This window comes from Pseudomonas kielensis (assembly GCF_014236655.1).
GTDB lineage: Bacteria > Pseudomonadota > Gammaproteobacteria > Pseudomonadales > Pseudomonadaceae > Aquipseudomonas > Aquipseudomonas kielensis.
This window is the reverse complement of the sequence record NZ_JACMYG010000047.1, coordinates 1-21,638: the sequence shown is the minus strand read 5'-3', so window position 1 is coordinate 21,638 and position 21,638 is coordinate 1. Positions and strand designations below refer to the sequence as shown.

Genomic DNA, 21,638 nt, shown 5'->3' with positions numbered 1-21,638 from the left:
GGGGTGGAAGACAGCAATAAAAAAGCCCTGCCAGTTGGCAGGGCTTTTTTTTGCCTCGTGTTTGATTACCGTGAACCGCGGACACCTGGTCCTGAATCCTTGGCATCACCACCGCGGCCACCTGGTGCCGGCTTGGAACTGCTGGTGCCTTCATCCGGGGTTGGGTTGTAGTTCACGCGAGGTGCTGGTCGTTGACCTTCGTTGGAACTGAACGGGGAGCCCGAGTCCGCACCTGTTGCGCCCATGAGCCCATCACCAAACGTGCTTTCATTCCCTCCTCCTACCGCTCGCAAATCGCCTGAATGACCGCCGAGTGGAGCAAGTGGGTCGGCCGCCGGCGCCGGCGACATGGGCATTATTAGAGGCTGTTGTGATTGGCCATGATTCGACTCTTGGTGCATCGAATGTAAAACGGAGCCAGGATTCAATGGTGCTTCAGCACCTGAATTGGCGCTGGTCTCTGCCCTGTGAGTATCCGCCATGTGATCAGCGGTAATCATAAAGGCAGGCTCAACGGATGTTTTAGCCGCGAGTTTGGTGGCGTCCTTCGCTTCTCGGCCCGCGGACGCTAAAGCTTTGCCAGCCGATTTTGCGGTTTCAGAAGCTTCTGCGACGTGATCAGCATTAACGATTCGGGTTGCTTGCCCTTGCGAGCGAAGGACCGCGGGTATTTCATGCCCGGCGGCATTCGCCACCCTACCGGCGTGAGCAACCTCTGCACCTGCTTCAGCCACTCTAAGCGCCTTCTCGGCCTTATACGCAGTTGCTCCCGCCCTGGCGAACATAACCCCCCGTGTAGCCGCTCCACCCCACCCTAGCCCTGGGATCGCAAGTGTTGCAACGTTAGCTGCAACTGCCGTCTTGGGATTTTCCGCTTCCCATTGTTGCTCTTTATTGCCTAAGGCGGTCACGGTATTGGCGATCGGCTTCGACGACATTACGCCAGTCATGGTTTCAGCCGAGATCGATGTGTCTCCATTGGCAACCTGACGTTTAGCGCCCCGGAGCATATCCTTGGCGTTCTCAACACCAGCCGGCATTTGGGAACTTACATACGTCTCGCGATCTTCATAACGCTTATATTCATCCAAGCCACTTGAAAGCTTATCGAGTGTCGGCGGTTGTGGAGCGCCGGTTGGCCCGACCTGATCGGCGTTTACACCCGGAACGTTAGTCGACGGGGTGCCGATATTTGCATTCGCGACATTGCCTCCAGGATTGTCGGGTACCTGCTGCGCACGTTGACCAACGCCTTGTGCTCGTTCGGCATTATTGTCGGTTGGACCGCTGATAGATCCGCTTTGCATGGCCGATACCACGTTCGCAAACGCGGCTTTGTCGACGGAATTCAATGCCCATAGCTGAGCCGCTTCACGTTTGCCTTGCATGCCGACGGAACGTTGCCCATACCGGGTTTCAAGCTCTGGGAATTTTTTATTGAAAGCGTCGCGTTGCGAGCTGTCCAGGTTCGAAATGGCGCTATTGAGTGCTTGCATCGCCTCTGGGGAGCGGATCAGGTTACCACCCGTTGTATCTTCACTAATTTGTACGCCTGCACTGACGCTCGCTTCAGCGGAGGTTGCCTTTTGGAAGCGCTGGAAGGAAGACTGCGTATCAGCTGTTGTTGAGCTGAGACGACGACTCAAACCATTTTCACTAGCAGCTTCCTTGCCTGTGCTATGTGCAAACGCCGAGGATGCCGCCGCTTTCCAGCCTTTCATATCACTTTCGTTTTTGGCAATCTCAGAACCAAACTCAGAGCTAATTTTCGTCGCTTGGTCCTTCGACATTTCCTTACCTGTGGAGGACGCCACGCCGGCACTCACTCCCCCAAAAATGCCACGGAAGCCAACCTCAGCATTAAAGTTTTGTTTAAAAGAATCGCGATCGCTGCCTGTCATGCCAAGCGAATCGGCTATTTTATCGCCCATTTTCATGGCCTGTTGCGTCATGCTGGTATGGGAGCGCTCCAACGATTGCATTTGCGAGTTCGACCAGGAGTCCCCCGATTTGTAGGACATGACCTGGCGCATACTCGCCTCAACAGCTGAGGCTGATTCTGAGCGTTTGGTATGGTCTTCGCCCAGCGCGCTCTGAGTTGATGTTCCTAGCGTTTGTTTGAGCTCTGCTTTGTTCCAGGCTGCGTCGGCCTGGGCGAGGCCTGATTTTTCGGAACCCTTATATTCCGCGCCGTATTGATTTCGCGATGCAACATCAACATGCGCACCGTTCTTCATAATGTCAGGTGACTGTAGCTTTTCATCGTTGTGATCTCGACCTGACCAGCGACTGGCCAGGGACACCATCCCGTAACCCGTTACTCCGAGCATGGCGGCCGAAATCAATGGCGTGGCAGCTAGCATGTCCGACGCAATGCCGAGTCGAGTAGCCAGCACGTCGTAATAGACCGCCTGTAAATTGCTGGGTACGAGGCCCTTCTCTGTGAACTGGGCCAGTTTGTCGGCAACGTCATTCTGAATGTACATCTGAATAACGGCGGAGAACGGCAACCATGAAGAGGTCCACACACCGAACCCTAGGTATTTGACGTACGCCATGAGTGCGCCGGCCCCTTTGAACAGGCCGTAGATGATCACAATGGGCGCGAAGCCAAAAAACAACAGTTGCAGGAAAATCATGGTCGGCATCATGATCTTGGCAAAGAAGCTACCAGACGCGGCCGAATCAGAGCGGAACTGTTCATCTTGTTGAGTCAGTGAAACCATGCACAAGTTGAAACTGTTCTGATCCTGGACGCTATCGAGGCAGTTGTAAGTACCCCAGACCGAGTTGAAAAACAACGCGTTCGTCATGAACTGATCAGAGCTTTGCGCCGCCGACCAAAGGGTTGGGACCAGATTGGTGATTGCGTCGTCCACGTTGGTTGTAGTGTAGGCGCCACCCATTGGGTTTTTGTCTTTCATGCCAGCGTTAATCAGCTTCTTCAGGTTGGCGCTGGCCGGGAATGCAGAGACGACGGTGTTGATCTTGGCGCTAGCATCTTGGCAAGCCATGGATGTTCCAGCCGCATTGAGGTTATCCCAATAGGTGGTAAGTCCATTTGGTCTTGAATATGACAAGACATAATTGACCATGTCCGGGCTGGCTTGGAAGTTGTTCATATTGAATGTCGTCGACCCTGGAACACAATCAATGATGAATTGCTTCAAGCTGGAGACCAGATAAGGGTCCACATTTTCCACGCCTTTGCGCAGCGTCATTAAAAGCTTCAACGGAGTGATAAAGCCATTTTGGCTAACGCCCATGTAACTACCGCTGGTGCTTTGGAAGGCTGTATTGACTTTGTCGAATATGCTGTACGACGCAGTTGTGAACAAGCTTGCCGGTGCAGCGATAATCAGTGGAACATGGTCAACCTTTGCGATATTCCCGGTGTAAATATCCTGAATGGTTACCGAAGTCTGTATGGAGCAACATGCGACCACCATACCAAACCCAAAAAGTCCACCAATCGGACCGTTAGCAGGGATGAACTGTTCACCACCGCCCTTCTGAATCATAAACATGATACCGGACATCAGGGCGACAAAACCGCCGACCAGATAAACACCATTCATGAAACCGCCATTTCTGAAAATCATGGCGAGTCCGTTAATCGTTGAGTAAAAAGAGCTTACATCACCGAGTACATAAATCGAAAAATCCATATCTCGTCACCTTTATTAGATTCGACCGGGCTTTACAAACACAGCCGGGTTGCTTGAAAGGATGATTTTGACGAGCTCTTTGGCGGCCACAATCTTGGGTTGTAACTTTTCATGCTCGGCACGGATTTCAGCCAGTTCAACAGTCAACTTGCGAATGTTCGGCTCAACGAAATCAGGTTTCATCCCACGCACCCCGTTGAAGGATTGGTTGGCAGCATAAATTGCCGCCTCACCATATTTAACGGCGAGTTCGTTAGCAATTAACGGTGCCAGTTGCTCCGCAATCGATTGAATCGCACCTGGTGACTGTTGGACTTGCTTGATCAGAGCCAGTACAGGCGTTTGGATGGCGTTAATAAATTTAATTTGGGCCGATGTAAAGCCGCAGGCGCCTGCTTGGCAGTATGTGAGCTTGCCAACAATCGAGTCCGCGGTGGTGCCTGTCGTCGCGCCCTGGGTATAGCCAAAAAGCATTTTATTGGTATAGCCAAGAGTCCCATCAAAACTCAATGCATTGTTCGGGTCGATTGAGGTGCATTTGTTGCGGTCGTACCCATTGTTACAGTGCAAAACCTTCAGTGGTGTGCTGTTGCCACTGGATCCATTTTTAAAGTTCATCAGAGTCAAAGTAGGACTGAAAATTTGCCCTACCTTCACCTTTGGAGAGCCGTCTGGGTTGTTTCCACCGGCGGTGTCGGGGCTGGTCATGATGACGGCGCCAATCATGCTCATGACAACCTCGTTCGCACGGTTCGCATTAGCTTCGCCTGTATCAGGGTTGCCCAGGTATTGACCTGCACTTGTGTCCGTCAGTGCCTTCCAAACAGGGTTGCCACACTCCTCACATGTGCCATCGTTGGTGGCTTTGTCGGTAGTAGAGTTAGGAGAGCTGAAAAGATCGGTGAATCCAGCAAACAAGTCCGAGAATGAACCTTTAGCTGTCTGGGCCGCGTTGGAGGCGGTGTCGGCCATTTCTTTACGAGCTGACGGGTCCGTAAACGACTTGACGATGGAGTTTGCTACTGCGCAAGTGTTCTTCATCATCTGATTGAGGGCTTGCAGTTTGTTTTGGAAGTCCTGCATCAACTTGCCTAGGGCCGGGTTGATTGCATCAATCGCTGCTTTGAACGCCACACCGACAGCGTTGGCAGCGATTTGGCGAAACAAAGCAACCAATTGGTCAGCATTGATAAATGAGAACGAACCACCGAATAAGTCAATGCCACCGCAGCCAGCGGATAGCCTGGGTGGGTCGAACGCCACCAGGTTAATGTTCCGTACCGGGCTGCGTAATGCGGCGCCACCGGCTACGAACCCCCCACGACTTTGACTGGCAAAGCCGCCCGGGGCAGTGCTGTTTGACAGGAACATGCCGTCAAGAGCGTCTTGTAAGCCCGCGAATGCAGGCAGCGACACGGTAATCATGACCGTAGTCACAAGTAACGCAATATAGCGCTTAAATTTACTGTGCATGGTTGCTATCCCCTTCGTAACGACCTTCCAGTTTGTTTTTCAGATACTGAACCCATTTTTTTGGGTCGTTACTCGCACCCTGTTTCGTATCTTCGTTCGTCAATACGCCGCGGTCATAAGTGTGAATCTTCAGAGCAATGTCTTTCGGCAATAGATCGTTGCTGTCAGCCGCGGCAATAATTCGCTCGGAAAGCTGGTCTTGCGCCATCATGCCTTGCGACACAATGAAGTAGTTATTAGGAGGAACTACCAGGACCGTTGTAGGTGTTATGCGCAGGTTCAGAATACTGGCCTGACCGCTGTTGGTAACAAACTCAGGTACGTTTGGAAGTGATTTCCCGTCCATGGAAATGAACTTAGTCACGAAACCGTATTGTTTCGCAATCTCCTGAACGGTATTAACCTGGGGTTGGCAGAAACTACACTTTGAATCGAAAAATACCCAAAGCCCGCCCACTTTTGCCACGTGCTTAAGAGCGTCCGATATGCCAGCTTGAGCATTTCTGAGGAAGAACGGTTTGGTGTATGTCGCGATTGGAACGCGGTTGTTTTCGTCGAGAAAAGGATCTGCCGCGACAACACGAGTCGTCATTTCCGCATAACGCTGTGATTTATCCATGGCCACGCGCTGCGCATACATGTAGGCCTCTACGTTTTCTTTCGTAGGGTCGTCGATCGCTGCATCGAGAAGTTTCGGCATGTATTCACGCAGCCATGAAACAGAGAACGGCTCCTGTTGGTCCGTTTTCGGGGGGGGCTTTGCTGTCTCCGCTTGCTTGGGCGGGACAACAATCGGCGGCGGCGGTGGAGGCAGCTCTTTCGGATCTTTGTAGAAAAACCAGCCTTCTGATTTCCTTTCAATGAAGCGAGTGGGTTCTTCGCTCGCGTGGGCGTTGAGGTGCCCGAGGCCCGTTACGCCTAGCAGGATGGCTAATACTAACTTCATTATTTTAATCCTATACGCGTATGCATATGCGGTTCGAAGAGCTCGATCATTAGATAATTGGCCCTACCCTGCCGATAATTAGCTTTTGATCCAGAAAGCCCCAATACCGCCCGTCATAGCTACGAGGTTCAGTGCCGACCACCAATACCTTTCCGGGAGGGACTATCTCCACCCGATCAAAGTCGCCCGGTTTCTTTCCGAGCTTTTCTGTCAGGTCCAGCTCGCCGATCAGGCGTCCACCGATGTATGCGATGTTGCCTTTAACCACGAGTTTGTCACCCGGCAGACCGGCGATCATTTTGCCGACTGTTTTGCCCTCAAAATGTGAGCCCATCAGCCCATCCGCAGGCACAAATGCGACGTAGTCGCCTACCTTCAGTTCTTGTGGTATGCCGTAGGTAATGAAATACAACCGCCACGGTAGGCACCGAACGGAAGCGAGATCTACGCCGATGCGGTAATCCTGGCGAAAGGCAGTAACACTCGCGATGGCGACGATGAATGTTGCGGTGATACCAATCATGGAATTGCGTAGAAACAATAGGCGTGGCTTGTCATTGCGCAGCAGCACAAAGAGAGCCAACAGACGTGCTCTGAAAGTTTTTGCTTTCATGATCACTCCAGGGTTAGGCCCAGTCGTTGAGCTACCTGCTTGGTGATGTTGAGCCCATCAGGAACATTCATCACCACCGACGAATTGACGACCAGTATTCCCGCGTCGCTGTATGGTTTCAGGGCGTCTTGCAGCTCGTTTACGAACGAGAGCCCGTCTGCTTGTGCTTGTTCAGGGTTCATGCCCGGCTTACCCAGCGTCTGCTTGATTTGGGCGTTAGCGAGCTTTGAGCCATCTACCAAGACAATTTGCACGGAAGCGGCCTGGTTCACAGTGGCGTAGTGGTAGGAGAGAAAACTGCTGAAAGCAGAAAAGGCCATGGCGATCACAGCAGAGGTCAGGAAAGAAACACCGCCCTGTCCTGTTCTGGTTTTTTTCTCGAGCTCTGGCTTGCTGCGAATATCCTCTGGCTCCACATGGACGTTCTCTCTCGAGATCTCAGGAGTTGGGTTTTTTTCATCTGTCATTCTGGCCGGCCTCTGGTCGCTGCTGCGTAGTTTCGGTGGAAAGTTGCAAGATAATAAATCATAACACGTGCCAATACGATCTAAGAATCTGAAACAAATTTTAGGCAAAAAAAGGCCCGGGGAATCCGGGCCAAATTGAGCGCCTTGAAGGGGGGATGGCAGCAACGTTTACGCGTTGGCCGCCTCGCGCTCAATGAAGTTGTTTACGGCATCAACGGCATCCACGCCTTGGTCCAGCTGGTCGAGAATTTCGTTCCGAGCAGGCCCTTTGGTGGAGAACATCACGTTGTGGAATTGGTCCACCACGAGTCGGACAATCCCCCAGTCGGTATCACTGCGTTTCACCATGATCTCACTGTACTTACCGGGCATCGTGTGGACAGACTTAAGCATGTGCTGGCCATACGCTTCAATCTTGAATTGCTTGCTGTCGATTGCCGAATCGATGGATTCGGCTTTCTGCTGGAGGATGAACTGCCAGGCCGAGTTCGCCGCAATGGCTTCGCAGTTTTTCGATGCGTAAACGTCACCGATCGATTGCGTAACAACGAGCACTGCGCCATCTTCTTTTCGGGCTTTCCGGTATGCCGCGATCATCGCTTTCGCCATCATGGGGTCATCGAGCAGCTCCCACGCCTCGTCGACAATCAGGATTTTCTTGCGGCCCCGCTGCCCCATCTGCGACTTGTACATGTCGTGGTTGATCCGGGAGATCAATTGCAGCAAGACCACCTGCTGAAGCGCTGGCCGACCCTTCAGGTCGCTCAGCTCCATGCAGATGAATGCGTTGCTCATGTCGAGGTTGTTTTCACCTTCAAACCAGCGCGTGAACTGACCGCCTGCGAACGGGAACAGCTGGCGGCCAAGGCGCAGGCATTCGGGGTCGTCGGACTGCGAGATGAACCATTCGGCGACAGCGCGAATATTGGCGCTGTTACCGAACTTGGTGTAAACGCTGTGGATCGCCTGCTCGATGCGGGACAGTTGGTAATCGTCCAGGATGTCTTCAGGCGCTGCCATCTTGGCGATGGTTGCCTTCAGGATGTCCATTTCCTCTTCGAGATCTTCGATGTGAGTAAATGGGTTCAGACAAACATCCGATTCAGGACGAAACTCGATGAACTCGCCCCCGACACTCTTGCAGAGTTTGAGGTAACTGCGGCCCGCGTCAATTACCCAAACCTTCGCACCTGATGCGAGGTAGTCGGCCACAATTTTTTGGGTAAGGAAGGACTTGCCAGCACCGGCCTCAGCAAAGACTATTCCGCTGAAGTTCGTTGTGGAATCGTACAGGTCAATCAGGGCTGGCTGGCCACGACGGGTGAGCAGCAGCATGGCGCCACTCATTCCGCTGCCGGTCCATTCACCGAGGATTGGCAGAAACTGCACAGCGTGGCGAACCCCCATGGTGTGGAAGCGGAATAGGTTCTTCGTGCCTTCACGCGTGGTGTTCAGCGGCAGTAGATTATTCCACAGGGCCTCGAGGATCCGTCGGTCTTCCCGGAGTTCAAATGCGAGGGATGTGTAATAAGCCTGAAGCCCTGAGGACAGTTTGTTCAGACGCTCGAGACTGCGCGAGAACAGGAATATTGTGAAGTTTACTTCTACGACAATGGCGCCTTTGCCTTCGATCTCGTGGACAAGCGTATCCACGCCTTTCTTCTTGTAGCCCAGAATTGGAATGAGGTGAGCGGTCGGACCGAATACCTGGTGGTTAATGATCGAAGACGTGTTTTTTACTTCATCTACCTTTACCACCTGGTCTGGATAGTGAAGGGTCAGAACCATGTAATACGGATCGGTGATCTGGTTGGAGAGGCCGCCGGGGTCGCCGATCATATGATTCATGATCGCCAGGCTCGTACGTTGTGGGAAAAACTTCACGCTCAAAGCTTTAGCGTAATGATCTCCTTCGTTGAATTTGATGGTGGAAGGGTCGTCATAGTTGATTGAGTCGCCCGGGTAGTAGATTTGGTCCTTGAGCAACTTGGCTTCGTCGTAGTGGGACCGCGGTGCATCCCATAGCTTGGTGATGATGCGCATGATCACCAAGTAGGCGACGGCATCCAACTGAAACAAATTCAGCGATGCAGCCTTCAGCGCTTCGGTGATTCGATCGGCTGTTTCTTTCGTGTTGGCGATATCAACGTCTTCAGGCCGCTCGTTACGGCATGGGAATTTGACAGTGACGATTACTCGCTGACGATTGAGCATGACGCCACTGCGTTCGACCAGCGGGGTATCGACCCCACTGCTGATCAAATTCGCGTGCTGCTTAGTTAGGGCTCTCAGGATCGGTGTGGAGTTAGGCTTGTTGTTGACGTAGGCGTCGATGTACTCGCCGACATCTGGACTTGCCAGCATACCGATCTGGATGAATGAGCCTGGTGGAAAACTCATGCTCAACGCGGATTGCAATTTGTCCACGGTCGATGCACTTGCACCGGTCAAAGCGTCGGAGACAAAGCACGCGCCGAGATAGTGTTCAGTTCCATCAGAGCAGAAAAATACCTTGGTGTCAGTGTCGACCGCCCGAACGGTGAGTTTTGCATGAGGGATGGTAGTCCGATTACCTTTAATCGTTGCTTTGGAGGCTGCCATAGCACTGTTCGCCTTGGAGAGTGGTTGAGTAGGCTTTGGAAGGCCTGGAGGGCAACCCGCAGGCAGAGCCAGTTAAATAGGCGCACTGGAGGCCAGTGCGCCTTTGAGGGACTTACAGAGTGGCGGTGAAGATGTTGGTCAGAACACCAGGGCCCACACTGGCGGACAGGGCAACGGCAACGCCGGTCACTACCGACATCACCGACTGCTTCACGACGCCGATCGCCAGACCGGTACCCAGTGCGCCCAGAGCAAATACCTTACCCAGAGAGCCGGTCATCCAGTCGTCCAGGTTGGTCACGATCGTGGTGAAGGTTGAGTCGGAACCGGCGGTGACATCTACAGCGGCGGCCAGGCCGATTGCGGCCATTACAAGCATGGCTTTTTTGTCGATTTTGGCGAAAGGTGCTGCCATTTTGTTTTCGACTTGAATGTTGGCTTGTACGTTCGTGGTGAAGCCTACAGCCGCGGCCAGGCCGAGGACGGCTACAGCCAATTTGTTTTTGAGAGGGGTGGTTTGTACGTTCATTGTGAAGCTCCCAGTTGTGATTAATTCAGGTTGATGTCGGTGGTTGATGGGATTGCGGCCGTTGTTTCCGGACCATAATCCTGGGGTTGTTTTTCCTCGGATTGACGTGCCGGGACTTTGGCGTTGACAGGCGGTACGGCGGCGAGCTCGCGGTGAGGCACAACCATCCCCTGGCCTGCAAATTCGGTTTTGCCGAATGTCCAGGTGCGAGGTTGCACTTCGGTAAACAGGTACGACGGAAAGTGGAGATCGTCTTTGCTGTCGATCCACGGCGCGATCCAAATGCGCATGACCTGTGCAGGCACGCGTACAGGGCGAGCAAGATCGGCAACTTGTGGCCCTGGCATACCGTTTGAAGCTTTCAGGCTATGCTCAGAGCTCGCAGTCTTTCCCACATCGTTACCGTATTTGACGTTTGGCACTTTCTGACCAATCGGCATGTCACTGTCCTTCAGGGCCGGCATTTGATTGGTGGATTTATAAACGGCCATCGGCGATTTGCAGATGATTCCTTGGGGCATGCCCGGGCATGAAAATTCATCGTCGCCAGCGGTGTTGAACCATGACGAACATCCACTGAGCAATGCGATAGGTAACAGTGCGCCGATAATTGCAATACGTTTCATCTGGTTCCCCTTATTCATTTCAGCTCGAATCCTTTAACCAACATGATGGTGACCTTGCGACCAGCATCGACTTCAACGACTGGAGTCATTTCTCGGGCCATTTCCATGTAAAACTTGGCAACTTCGTTTGCGGACGTTGTGAAGCCTTTCGCGACACCGGTTTGCAGAATGCTGGAAGTGTCGGCTGTTTGAGTTGAAACTGTTCCGCCAGGATTCAGGTTAAGTTGTGGAACGTTTTGAGGCGTCATAGCTTGCGCAAAACCAGACAAGCCACCAGCAACTAAGGTTTTGGCGATCATTTGACCTTGCTTGGAAACGAGGCGTCCTCGCATACCAGCACGGCCGTCTTCACCGACAATATAACCTTCGATTTTCGACTCAATGATTTTGCCGTCTTTACGAACGCACGAAATGGTCTCGGTTCGCAGGATCGCCCGCTCGCTAGAAAGAGAGCCATAACCCGAAGCAAGTACGAAACATTCTTTGATATCAACCCGGTACTTGTTGGGTAGCATTGCCTCAGTTTTGATACGCAGCGTTGTTGGAACTGGATTTTTCTGGGTGGTGGCGCTGGTTGGAGCATCCATACCGTTCAGCAATATTGCTTCAAAAAAGGAGCCGGCAGACAAAGCAGGCACAGGCTTTTCGTCACGCTTTGGTGCTTCTCGTTTGTTCTGGAGGTTATCACCTGTGATGCGTAACTTTGGGCCTTCCGGTTTTACTTCTGGAGCGGGAACGCCGGTGCCTGCCAAGTGTTCATAACCTGGAAGCGGGGAATTCAGCGCTGGAGTGGAACCACTGGTTGGCCCGCGTTTTTCGAGATCGTCAAGCCGTTGAGTCAACCGCTTTAGTTCAACCAAAGCATCCTGGGTCACAGAATCATTTTTATTCCGTTGTTGCTCTTCCAATTCGCGAAGCTTATCAGCTGTTCGGGCGTCCTTTTCCTGTTGTAATTGAGCAGCAATTGTTCTTGTTTCTTTTTCTTGAGCTTCAATTTTTGCGTACAGCTGTTCTGGTGTGTTGTTGTTCCCTTTAGGCAACATCAAATTTGTTTCATTGAGTGGCTCAAGTTTCTTGCGTACGGAGGGCTTGCCTCCACCTACCAGAACTGAACCGACCAACATTAGCGCAACTAACAGGCCGCCGATGGCTATTACTTGACGCCAGCGCGGGTTCAGGTCCTGCCACCAGGTATTGAGATTGTCTTTAAGTGCCATTGTTAATCCCCAGTCGCCGATTTATCAGAGACGATGAAAACTTCGGTTGTTTTCCCGTTTCTCAACGTGGCAGTTGGGAAGAACGAAACAGCTCGAACGCCCTCGCTATAAAAAGTGCCTTCGTCCAGATCAACGTCATTTGGAGTGGTGCCCAGAATCGTATAACGATAGATATCGTACGTCGGGCCGGAATAACGGACTTTCGGGTACGCGATTACGTTGCCGATATTCGCCGCAGCTGATGGAAGTGGCCCTTCACTGAAGCCTTCGGGGGTTTTGCCAAGTGCTGCTTCGCGCAGGATGTACCGAATATTGTCGGTATAGACGTTGCTGTCCGGAGCATGCTCCGCCTCGGATTTGCTGCCGGTGTCGGCTTGAGCTTTATCCAATTGGAGAACGATGGTTTGCGGCGGCATTTCCTTTGGAACCAGCGTAAGAGAAATCACAGGGTCGTTCGGATTCGAGCCTGTAACGTAAAGTGCAACCGATTTTCCGGTTGGCTTCATGGTTACGTACAGGGATTGACCGACCGGCGAGATGTCGACGTCGTCTTTCTGCTGGTCGACCGCCCGTGGTTCGGAGAAAGGCGTAGAAATCCGGTTCGGCAGAACGCTCGACACATAGACAATTTCATTACGATCAGAGCCGACGCGAACAACTTGGGTGCGGGCGTCCTCTTTATTACCTGGCATGAGGCCGAGACCGGGCAATGGTTGGGCTTCGACGCCTTTGATTCGTTTCTGGGCGGTCGGTACCGGCGGCAGGTTGAAGTTGGCCGTCCCATCAGCAACAGCAACCGTCGCTTGAAGGGAGACCAGCACAATGAGAGCAATGGCTGAGCGTTTCACTGAATCGTCTCCTTGGTTTGTTCGGCTGGCTTCGGTGGGTGTGCCTGGATCCACTTGAGGGTTTTAGGGTTGGAGCCGGGGTAGGTATCGAACGCCTCGATAACGGGGCGGCCGTCGCGAATTTTCATGACGTACTCAACTACGGCGACTTCCGGTTTGACTTGACCGGTGGCGCTGCGGGATTCCATCGTTCCGACGACGAAGACCTTCGAAGTCTCTTTTTCGTAGCTGGTCTTCGACGCTGACCAAACGACCGAGCCGGCGTTGGTGTTGAACACCGGGTCGTTGGCGAGAATGAACATTTTTTTGCGCACTTCGGGGTAGATCGCCGGATCGACGAAGGCACTGACCGAATCAGCAACGAAGTTCACGTTTTTTGGGGTGACGTTGCCCATCAGCACAGAGGCGTACAGGCCGAAGGACTTCAGGTACTCCTCGTCTGCACTGCTCCAGCTGATCTTTACTTCTTTGTCCAGGTTTGGCGGGATCAGTCGCGTGGTTTCATGCTGCCCCAACTGGTTGATTGCCAAGGCGCACACCGCGACGGCCAAAAATGTATTGGCCGTGGCGTTCAATTTGGCAAATGACGACAGCCCTTCCATCGTACCGATTAGACTTTTAAGCTTCATTTTTAAACCCTTGGGCCTTAAACGGATTCATAACACGTATGCATATTTATAAATCAAAACTTCTTAGAGAAAGAAGTCTCGTTTAGAGGAGTCCTGATAGTGCTTATTAAGCGGCATGACTCCGGCCCAGTAGCACAGATGCTGCAAAATGCCGTCGAGTGCGCCATTTTTGAACCGTTTGAAGCGCTTAACTGCATACCAGCCCCCGATCAGAGAGGCGATTGTTGCCCAGCCACCAATTGCGATGCCTGCACCTAAGCAGCCAATGAAGATTACGGCTTCGTCGATTTCCCAAAACAGCAATTGTGTCTGGCTATCGACGTAGCGCGGGATGTCGATCTCTTTCAAAGAGTTTTCCCCGCAGCTTTGACAACATCCACTTCCACGCGACGGTTCATCGAGCTGTCAACGATGGATACCGGATCCCGCTTACCCCGGCCGGCGACTTTGATGTTCTTTTTGTTCACGCCTCGTTTAATCAGATAGCGGGCGACGGAAATTGCGCGATTTTCCGAGAGCCGCTGGTTGTAGGCGTCGCTGCCAACATCGTCCGCATGTCCGACCAACTTTACGACACTGCCTGTACGCAGGGCGTCGCTGATCGAGCTCTCGAGAGCCGCCCACTCAGCTGGACTGCTTTTGTCGAAACCAAACAAGAGAGTAGTCCGCACGTGACGCGCAGCTTCTGCCGCCTCTGCGTCGATGGCGTCCAGTCTCGCTTCTTCTTCTGGCATCAGGGCGCGAGTGCGCGATGGCTCGGTAACGATCCAGATGGTGGGCGTGCGCTTGACCTGGCTATCACGGATAGCTTCACCAAGGACATGTGCCTGATGTGCAGGTTCGACCGCTACGCCCACCGAGTCCGGAATCACTACTTCGCGCACGTCAACGGCGCCGGCAGTGCTGGCAACAAGGGCGAGCGAAGCAACCATTAAGGCTCGGATTTTGGTGGTCATAGGGATACTCGTTGGTTGTTTTGCGTCGTAACACGTAGCGATAATACAGTCAGTCGCCTTTTTGTTGCAATAGGTTCTGTTGCTACCTAAAATATAGTGACGTGTTAAGTATTGCAAATCTTGGTCGGCAATACCGTTCGATCCTAACCCCTACCTTATTAGCTGCTGTGCGTCATACCCCTGCATTAGGTATTCACTCTTTGCAGCGACGTAGGAGTTTAAAAATGCAATCCACATCAGAAGCAGCATCCACCGCGGGTCCGGCAAGCAACGAATGCAAGCCATCGGAGCCTGGTGCTCCCGCGGCTTCGATCGGTCTGAATGTGTGGCTCCAGGTTCAAGAAACGGATCCGGACTTAACAAAGTCTTTCAACAAAGGTGGCTTTCAGGGCACCGCTGTATCCCCCACCTATCAAGCCATGAGAGCAACCCAGATTTTTGGGCCGCACGGGCTTGGATGGGGAACTGAACTCATCAGTGAAAGTTACGTTGAGGGTGGCCCGTTGGGCTTTGATAAAGACGGCCGCTTGCTCGGTCGTGAAATCATTCACAAGGTCTACCTTGAGCTCTGGTACATCTACGGAGGCAAACGCGGTTCGATCAAGCAGTTCGGCGCAACGTCCTTCCTCTCTCGGGATGCCTACGGGACCATCTCCAGCGACGAGGACCACGCAAAGAAAAGCGTTACTGACGCTACGTCCAAATGCCTTTCGTTGTTGGGGTTCAGTGCAGATGTCTACATGGGCAAATTCGATGACCATAAATACGTCACGGGCCTAAAGGCCAAGATGGAAGCTGCGGGTAGCCCGGCTACCGGAATGACATCGACTGAAACCGCAACAACTGCTGATTCTCAACATCAGAACTCCATAGGATCTACGCCAGTTGGAACGGAATTATCTTCGCGTTATTTGGGCTACAAAACCCGACTCCAGGAATTTCAGGATAAAGGTCAGCAAGTAGGCAACATTCCTGCTGCGCGTGCACAGATTGAGCAAGATGCTGGGCTGACTCAGATGGAAATCCAAACGCTTTTGCAATCGCCATTGCTGCGAATTGCTGATGCATCGCAGGAACCAGCTCAAGATGGGGCTGGTGAGAACGCAGCGCCTAAGAGCATTTTTTTATAACCCCCACAACCCGGTCACCTTTTGGTGGTCGGGTTTTTTTATGCGCAGCTAAAGGTTGTCCTCGATGAGCATGGAAAAGATTTTACGATCGAAAATTGGAGGGTCATTTGACACCCTGGCGCTGAGTACAATCGGTGCTGGTGGGATACTGACCTCCCCTTATTTTGGATCGGTGCCCTCCAGCTTGCCGCTCGCCTTGGGGGCGGCAGGCGGTGCCTACATTGGTAATAGGCTGTTCCAGTTCTGGAAGGACCAGTTGCTACTCGATTCCAAAATCAACATCAGGTCAGCGACTGACTTGGTGCGACCGGATGGAATGCTGGTGGGTTATACGACCGACACGGGCAGTCCGGTTCACATCCCTGATGAAGACCTGATGCGTCACGGTTTTATCCTGGGCCAGTCCGGCGTGGGAAAGACAGTCCTGGGTAAATTGCTGATGTTCCAGCAGATCCAGCGTGGCGGGGGGCTGACGTTTATTGACGGCAAAATGAATGCCGAAGACATTCAGACCATCTATCAGTACTGCTGCTGGGCTGGGCGTGAGCAAGATCTGCTCATTCTTAATCCGGGTAACCCCGATATGAGCAACACATACAACCCCATTCTCAGGGGCGATCCCGATGAAGTCGCTGCACGGATTTTGTCGATCATTCCATCCACGGAGAACAACCCCGGCGCAGACCACTATAAGCAGTCGGCGAACCAAGGCATTGCTACCCTGGTTGCCGCATTTCAAGCCGCGGGCCTTGCCTACAATTTTATCGATTTCACGATCCTGCTGATGAACCACAAAGCGATCGAGGAACTCGAGACTCGCCTGAAGAAATCCCAGCCTCACAACCCGGCTACCAAAAATCTTTCGCTTTTTCTTGAGCAATACAAGGTCGGCGGCATGAACAAGCCTGGCCTCGAAAACATGGTCGACATTAAACGGATGAAGGAAACATTCGGGGGGCTTGCCGGCCGGATGTACATGTTCGGCACCGGCAAATTCGGTGAGGTATTGAACACCTATACCCCCGACATCGATCTATTCGAAGCCATCCGAGCTAAGAAGATCATCTACGTCGCTCTGCCCACCATGGGTAAGAACGAAGCAGCGTCCAACTTCGGCAAGATGTTTCTAGGGGACTTCCGTACAGCGATTTCCTGGGTGCAGGCACTTCCAGAAGAAGAGCGTCCGAATCCCCCGCACTTGAACTTCATGGATGAGCTCGGCAGTTACGCCGTTCATTCATTGGCACGGCCTTTTGAGCAAGGTCGATCCGCGCAAATGGCCTTGCTTCCCGCAGCCCAGACGCTGGCCAACCTTGATGTTGTGTCGCCTGACTTCAAGGAGATGATCATCGGTAACACGTGGACCAAGATTTTTTTCAAGATCGGGACCCAAGCTACCGCCGTCGAGTGCGCCGATCTGATCGGTATGAAAATTGGGATTACCAAATCGCTCAGTGGCACGCAGAACGAAAGCAGCAGCACCCCACTTCTGAATGTGGCACCAGAGGGCGGCACCGGTGCCGCTGCCGGCATCTCCGAAGGAGAGCGAGAGCAGGAAGAATATAAGGTCAGCCCCGACGACCTGAAGGCCCTCGGCAAAGGCGAATGCATCATCCAGTACGGCGGCGACCAGATCTTTAACGTCCGGGTACCGATGATCACCATCGATAAAAAACTTCAAAAAGAGATTGGCCGTATCCGTATCAACCATTTCCGGAAAGCGCCTGTTGAAGGTGCGGACTACTTCAAAAACAGCGACAAATACCTCGGTGGAAGCGGTAAGCCTACTGGCGGTCGCAAAGCCGTAAAGGAGTTAGCAGATGAATAACGAAAACCCGATGGCAGAAGTGGCCACCGGCGGGCATGTACTCGTCCTTGATGAGCGAAGCACCGGTCAGGAACAGCTGATCGCCGGCATGCTGGGCAAACAGATCTCAGCAGGTGGTGCGGTGATAGTCTTGGGCTCCTCGATCGAAGAGCCAATGCTCGAAACTTTGCTCGACGCCTGCCATCTGGCTGGTCGCGAGGCCGATTTATTGGTGATCAACCCTGCCAAGCCTGCAACCAGCCATACCTACAATCCGGTGCTTCACAGTTCTCCCGCGAATATCGCCAGCCAGGTAATGAACTTCATCGCGAACCACGACACGAACGACATCGGCAGTGCCGGGCTGCTGGAAGCGATTATTGCGTGTCTTCAGCTCGGCAACATCCCCTACTCGTTCCTTGATCTTGGAATGTTCGTCATGAAGCCCGACGCGATTGCCTCGCTGGAAGGCTTCATTGGTGAGGCGTTCCCCGCCTCTGAGGAGCTGCGGGCACTGGAAGCGGCGCTACTGCCCTTCCGTGACGCTGAGGCCACTATCTGCCCTTCCCTGCTCAAAGCGCAGTACTCAGGACTTGCCGGGAGCATGTGCATGCTCGGTACCGGCCGGCTGGGGGAAATTTTCAACAGCTACAAACCCGATCTGGTCCTTCATGAGGCGATCGCATCCGGAAAGGTCATCTACCTTGCCGCACCCTACATCGGCCGGGGGGCTGCGTCCTCAAATCTCCGTCGAATCGTGATTGCGAACTTGGCTGATGCAGTTGGCCGGCTTGCTGATCGCGAGTTGACTCCCAAAGTGCCAGCTCTTGCGGTTTTCACGGATGCTGGTGGCTGTAATGACCCATGCGTTGAGCGCTTGCTGGCGGCTGAAAGCGAACAGTTTCTGAGGGTTTTGATCTCGGCGCCCTCGTTGGTCGACCTTGGCAGGGAATCGATTGACCTTCGCGAAGTCTGCCTCAGCCGGGCCCGGAGTCTTGTCTTCTTCAGACCAAACACCGAGGCCACTGCACAGTTGTACCTGAAGTTTTTGAGTCAGGACGGCGGCGCCGGGACAGGGGCAATGGTCGAGCGGATGTTGGCGTTCAGTGCTACGCAATATGTCGCAGTCACAGATGGAAGCCATGTGCAATGGGGTGATGCCCGTGCAGCACAACCGGAGAGTAAATGGGCAGCGGCCGACCTTCCGCGGCCACTGCGCTTCTTTCACGAACCCCTGACTGGGGCGGACCAATTTACCCAGACAGTTCCAGTTTGAGGGCACTCGAATGAATGATCTAACTATGCAGCACAAAGGGATTGAGGACGCGGACTATGAGTACGGACCTGAAGTTCATACTGGCGATGGTAGCGATATTGCTGATCCTGGGGATGTTCGTAACTGGCTTGAGAGCTTTGATAGCGCCAATATTTTCGAAGGTCTTGACGCCTTCGATTTTGGCGACAGCCTCAACGATGCTCAAGTGGATTTTCTGGGTGGTGACGAAGCTGTGGTCGAGCCACGTCCTTTTGCTCAAGAACTTGCTCTCACCGCACTCAATAATCTACCGAACCTTGGATCGCAAAGACGAACAGTAAAAGAAGAGTCCCTTCGTCGCCTAGACGAAGAGGACTTCGAAGCTGGTGTTCCGCGGCTTGCGTTTCGTATCGTCAAGGCAAACGTAGAGGCACTCTTTGCCAAAAAGATGAAGCCTGACGACTACGTGAAGGCGGCTCAATGGGTCTTTGGCCCGACCCTGGGTGAGTGGTCATTCGACCGATGCTGCGAAGTCCTGGGGGCGCGAAAAGACGTCATCAGGTTGCGTATTCACTATGAGTTCTGGCGCCGCTGGTATGTCTTTCCTGTGGAGTTCCCGTTCTTGATTGATCCGGTTCCAGAAGCGGTAGCTGATGAGATCTACATCATGAGCGGTGATGAAGGCTACGATCTGGCACGGGCGGCGTGGAATCAGCCGGGCATTCGATCGAAGGATTTGATGGCACAAGCCTCGAAGGGACAGAACACGGAAAAATACCGCGTTGCACTGGAGCGTCTTGCTGATCGCTACATGCTGTCTCAGCAAAATGACTGTTGGTACCTCACCGGCCGTAACCCTGCCCTGCGAGCGGTCGACATGGCGGTAATTCCGAATCGACCTTCGACCAACCAGGTGTCATGGTCGAACATGTTTTGACGTTTTGATTGCCAGGCCTCCTCGAAGGGGGTCTGGCCCGCGTTTAACCCCTACCCTTCTTCGCTGTTCCCCGCCAGGTCCGCAATTTTCCGTCGTCGACATGGATGAAGCCTGCATCTGGATAGACGCCGACGCCGCCACCCTGAAGATACAGTGCCAGTTGTCTTAGATACTCCACCGGCACGCCCTGAACATACAGATCACAAGCCCCGCCACGCAGGTGAGCAGAGTCGCGCACGCCACCGGCATCCTCGTTGGTTTTTTCGCTGCGATAACCGGATGTAACGATGATCGGGAGGTGAATCCCGTGCATTGCGAACCAGCCCTGGATCCCGCATAGGATGTCCAACAGCGTATGACTCATCTGCACCGCGGTGCCGGTGTGAACGTCGCGCAGAATGCGACATACACGCACGTAGCCGGCCCACTGAAGGCGGTCGTTCTGGTGGTAGATCTCATTTACCTCTTCCCACACACCTCGGCGTACTTCGCGCTTCAACCAGAGGCGCCTAGGCTGATCCCAGAACGTGCTGGTGCTCGCGGAGGCGGGTTGTATGCCGGTGGATAAAAGGCCGAGGGAGTAGAGAAGTAGCTGTCTTCGGTTCACGTGGGTCGAGCCTAGCGCAGTGATGAGACTATGATATCAGCGGATGTGCGGTATGTGTACGTGTTATGAATCAAAACACGTACATAAAAAAGCCCGGCAAGAGATGCCGGGCTGTGGGGGTTACTTGATGAGTCCTCGCATCGCTTTGAGTTGATCGTTTAAGTCCCCGACCCTGTTGGGTGGGTTGAAGATTCCTGTCTTGGCTTCAAAAGCGGCCAGAACAGGCATCAGTTTTTCGAGTGCGGCATAGCCTGGCTTGTCAGGGTCAAGTGCCATTAGCACGTTTCTATCTGCCATCATTTGAAACCAGTTTGCTTCCCAGTTTTCGCATCCTGGGAGGGCGAAGATAGTTCTTTTTGATCCCATCTCAACAGCGGAAAGCATGTCGATCGGGCCTTCAACAATCATGTACTCGTCAGGTGTTTGCCCTTCCCAGATCCATGGAGACTTGCCACCGTAACGCATGGCTTTCTTCTCCCCTTCTTTGGGTTCACGCATCAGTCTGAATTCCGCTGCACAGTGAGACTGCGAACGAAACCACAGTGGTCGGAACGCACACGCTGGCGCCTTTTTATCGGGTTTCCAGAGTCCGGCCCTTTCCATCAATTCCTGTCCGGCTACGTCAGTCAAAAATGCTTTTGCCTGAAAGGGGTCGTTGGGAATCGTGATCAGAATGCCTCGCTCGCAAGCCTGACGTGCAACACGTTCTGAGATGCCGCGGCCGCCCAGGTACTCCAAAGCATGCTTTGAAGGATACGGTGCAGCTTCAGCAACTTTTTGTAGAACAAGCGCCAAGGCGCTGTCGTCGCGTTGAATCGCAGTTTCGGGTTTAGGCGGCATGTAATGCTTCAGCATGTCGATATCGGCCCTCATCAGCTCAAGGCCTGCTTCCCGGTGGGATTTCTCCCAGTAGAAAGCTGCTGCTTCCACAACATCGCCATGCTCCCCACAACTGAAGCACTTCCAGCTGTCATCTTTTACGCAAACTTTGACCGAGTGAACGGACGAAGCTTGGCAGCTCGGGTTTGGACACACACCGTATCGAATGGCACCGCTCATTGGTTTAGGTTTTCCATCGAGCATGTGCTCGAAGAACCAGTTGAGCGGCACGTGAGTACGGACATAATTGAAGTCAACTTCGTAAACGTTGCCTTGGGCATCGCGCTTGAAGTGGTCTTGATTACCTGCCATTTCTGGTTCTCCAGATGAAATCTTGATGCAAGGGAATGCTTTACGTGGGCCTGTAATCTTCAGCTCGCAAGGGCTGCCAGTAGCATCGTTTCGTCCCAAACCGGAATGCCGAGATTCTGTGCTGCTTCCAGTTTTGAT

At 53.1% G+C, this 21,638-nt stretch carries 19 protein-coding genes; 4 read left to right on the top strand and 15 right to left on the bottom strand.

Annotated elements, in window-relative coordinates; translation table 11 throughout:
- Nucleotides 1–65 precede the first annotated feature (65 nt).
- From H7995_RS26665 to H7995_RS26605, 13 genes are all read right to left on the bottom strand, one after another.
- Nucleotides 66–3,668 (bottom strand): conjugal transfer protein TraG N-terminal domain-containing protein, encoded by a 3,603-nt coding sequence (locus H7995_RS26665; protein ID WP_185819194.1) that lies wholly within the window; start codon nt 3,666–3,668, stop codon nt 66–68.
- Nucleotides 3,669–3,683: 15 nt separating this feature from the next.
- Entirely contained in the window at nt 3,684–5,141 is a 1,458-nt protein-coding gene (locus tag H7995_RS26660) for a conjugal transfer protein TraH (RefSeq protein ID WP_185819193.1), read from the bottom strand.
- Nucleotides 5,131–6,087: a conjugal transfer protein TraF gene (gene traF, locus H7995_RS26655; RefSeq protein WP_185819192.1), complete on the bottom strand. Its 957-nt coding sequence runs from the start codon at nt 6,085–6,087 to the stop codon at nt 5,131–5,133. Before traF ends, H7995_RS26660 begins: the two co-directional genes overlap by 11 nt.
- Before the next feature lie 49 nt (nt 6,088–6,136).
- Nucleotides 6,137–6,700, bottom strand: a complete 564-nt coding sequence (locus tag H7995_RS26650; RefSeq protein ID WP_185819191.1) for a S26 family signal peptidase — start codon at nt 6,698–6,700, stop codon at nt 6,137–6,139.
- 2 nt (nt 6,701–6,702) lie between these two features.
- Nucleotides 6,703–7,167 carry a hypothetical protein gene (locus tag H7995_RS26645; protein ID WP_185819190.1) on the bottom strand — a complete coding sequence of 155 codons (465 nt, stop codon included), beginning with the start codon at nt 7,165–7,167 and terminating at the stop codon, nt 6,703–6,705.
- 168 nt (nt 7,168–7,335) lie between these two features.
- Complete coding sequence (gene traC, locus H7995_RS26640) at nt 7,336–9,768, bottom strand: type IV secretion system protein TraC (RefSeq protein ID WP_185819189.1); 2,433 nt, start codon at nt 9,766–9,768, stop codon at nt 7,336–7,338.
- A 112-nt stretch (nt 9,769–9,880) separates the two neighbouring features.
- The gene (gene traA, locus H7995_RS26635; protein ID WP_244647828.1) at nt 9,881–10,297 is read right to left on the bottom strand and encodes a TraA family conjugative transfer protein; all 417 of its coding nucleotides are present in this window, start codon (nt 10,295–10,297) and stop codon (nt 9,881–9,883) included.
- A 20-nt stretch (nt 10,298–10,317) separates the two neighbouring features.
- Nucleotides 10,318–10,923 carry a type IV conjugative transfer system lipoprotein TraV gene (gene traV / locus H7995_RS26630; RefSeq protein WP_185819188.1) on the bottom strand — a complete coding sequence of 202 codons (606 nt, stop codon included), beginning with the start codon at nt 10,921–10,923 and terminating at the stop codon, nt 10,318–10,320.
- Nucleotides 10,924–10,937: 14 nt separating this feature from the next.
- A complete protein-coding gene (locus tag H7995_RS26625) occupies nt 10,938–12,140 on the bottom strand; it encodes a TraB/VirB10 family protein (protein WP_185819187.1) in 1,203 nt (400 codons plus the stop codon).
- A gap of 2 nt (nt 12,141–12,142) precedes the next feature.
- Nucleotides 12,143–12,988: a TraK domain-containing protein gene (locus H7995_RS26620; protein ID WP_185819186.1), complete on the bottom strand. Its 846-nt coding sequence runs from the start codon at nt 12,986–12,988 to the stop codon at nt 12,143–12,145.
- Nucleotides 12,985–13,617: a TraE/TraK family type IV conjugative transfer system protein gene (locus H7995_RS26615; protein ID WP_185819185.1), complete on the bottom strand. Its 633-nt coding sequence runs from the start codon at nt 13,615–13,617 to the stop codon at nt 12,985–12,987. The genes H7995_RS26620 and H7995_RS26615 overlap by 4 nt, the downstream gene beginning before the upstream one ends.
- 63 nt (nt 13,618–13,680) lie before the next feature.
- Nucleotides 13,681–13,965 carry a type IV conjugative transfer system protein TraL gene (gene traL, locus H7995_RS26610; protein WP_185819184.1) on the bottom strand — a complete coding sequence of 95 codons (285 nt, stop codon included), beginning with the start codon at nt 13,963–13,965 and terminating at the stop codon, nt 13,681–13,683.
- Nucleotides 13,962–14,573 (bottom strand): OmpA family protein, encoded by a 612-nt coding sequence (locus H7995_RS26605; protein WP_185819183.1) that lies wholly within the window; start codon nt 14,571–14,573, stop codon nt 13,962–13,964. The genes traL and H7995_RS26605 overlap by 4 nt, the downstream gene beginning before the upstream one ends.
- Before the next feature lie 224 nt (nt 14,574–14,797).
- On the opposite strand from H7995_RS26605, the gene H7995_RS26600 reads away from it, so the two are divergent.
- The 4 genes from H7995_RS26600 (at nt 14,798) to H7995_RS26585 (ending at nt 19,702) form a co-directional block, all read left to right on the top strand.
- On the top strand, nt 14,798–15,703 hold the full coding sequence (locus H7995_RS26600; RefSeq protein WP_185819182.1) for a hypothetical protein: 906 nt from the start codon (nt 14,798–14,800) through the stop codon (nt 15,701–15,703).
- Nucleotides 15,704–15,767: 64 nt separating this feature from the next.
- Nucleotides 15,768–17,531 carry a type IV secretory system conjugative DNA transfer family protein gene (locus tag H7995_RS26595; protein WP_185819181.1) on the top strand — a complete coding sequence of 588 codons (1,764 nt, stop codon included), beginning with the start codon at nt 15,768–15,770 and terminating at the stop codon, nt 17,529–17,531.
- On the top strand, nt 17,524–18,786 hold the full coding sequence (locus H7995_RS26590) for a type IV secretory system conjugative DNA transfer family protein (RefSeq protein WP_185819180.1): 1,263 nt from the start codon (nt 17,524–17,526) through the stop codon (nt 18,784–18,786). Before H7995_RS26595 ends, H7995_RS26590 begins: the two co-directional genes overlap by 8 nt.
- A 10-nt stretch (nt 18,787–18,796) precedes the next feature.
- Nucleotides 18,797–19,702, top strand: coding sequence for a hypothetical protein (locus H7995_RS26585; RefSeq protein WP_206684755.1), 906 nt, complete (start codon nt 18,797–18,799; stop codon nt 19,700–19,702).
- 43 nt (nt 19,703–19,745) lie between these two features.
- Here the strand turns inward: H7995_RS26585 and H7995_RS26580 are convergent, their stop codons facing one another.
- Both H7995_RS26580 and H7995_RS26575 read right to left on the bottom strand, forming a co-directional pair.
- Complete coding sequence (locus H7995_RS26580; protein ID WP_244647827.1) at nt 19,746–20,201, bottom strand: YcbK family protein; 456 nt, start codon at nt 20,199–20,201, stop codon at nt 19,746–19,748.
- A 228-nt stretch (nt 20,202–20,429) separates the two neighbouring features.
- On the bottom strand, nt 20,430–21,638 hold a 1,209-nt coding region (locus H7995_RS26575; RefSeq protein WP_342345341.1), incomplete at its 5' end, for a toprim domain-containing protein.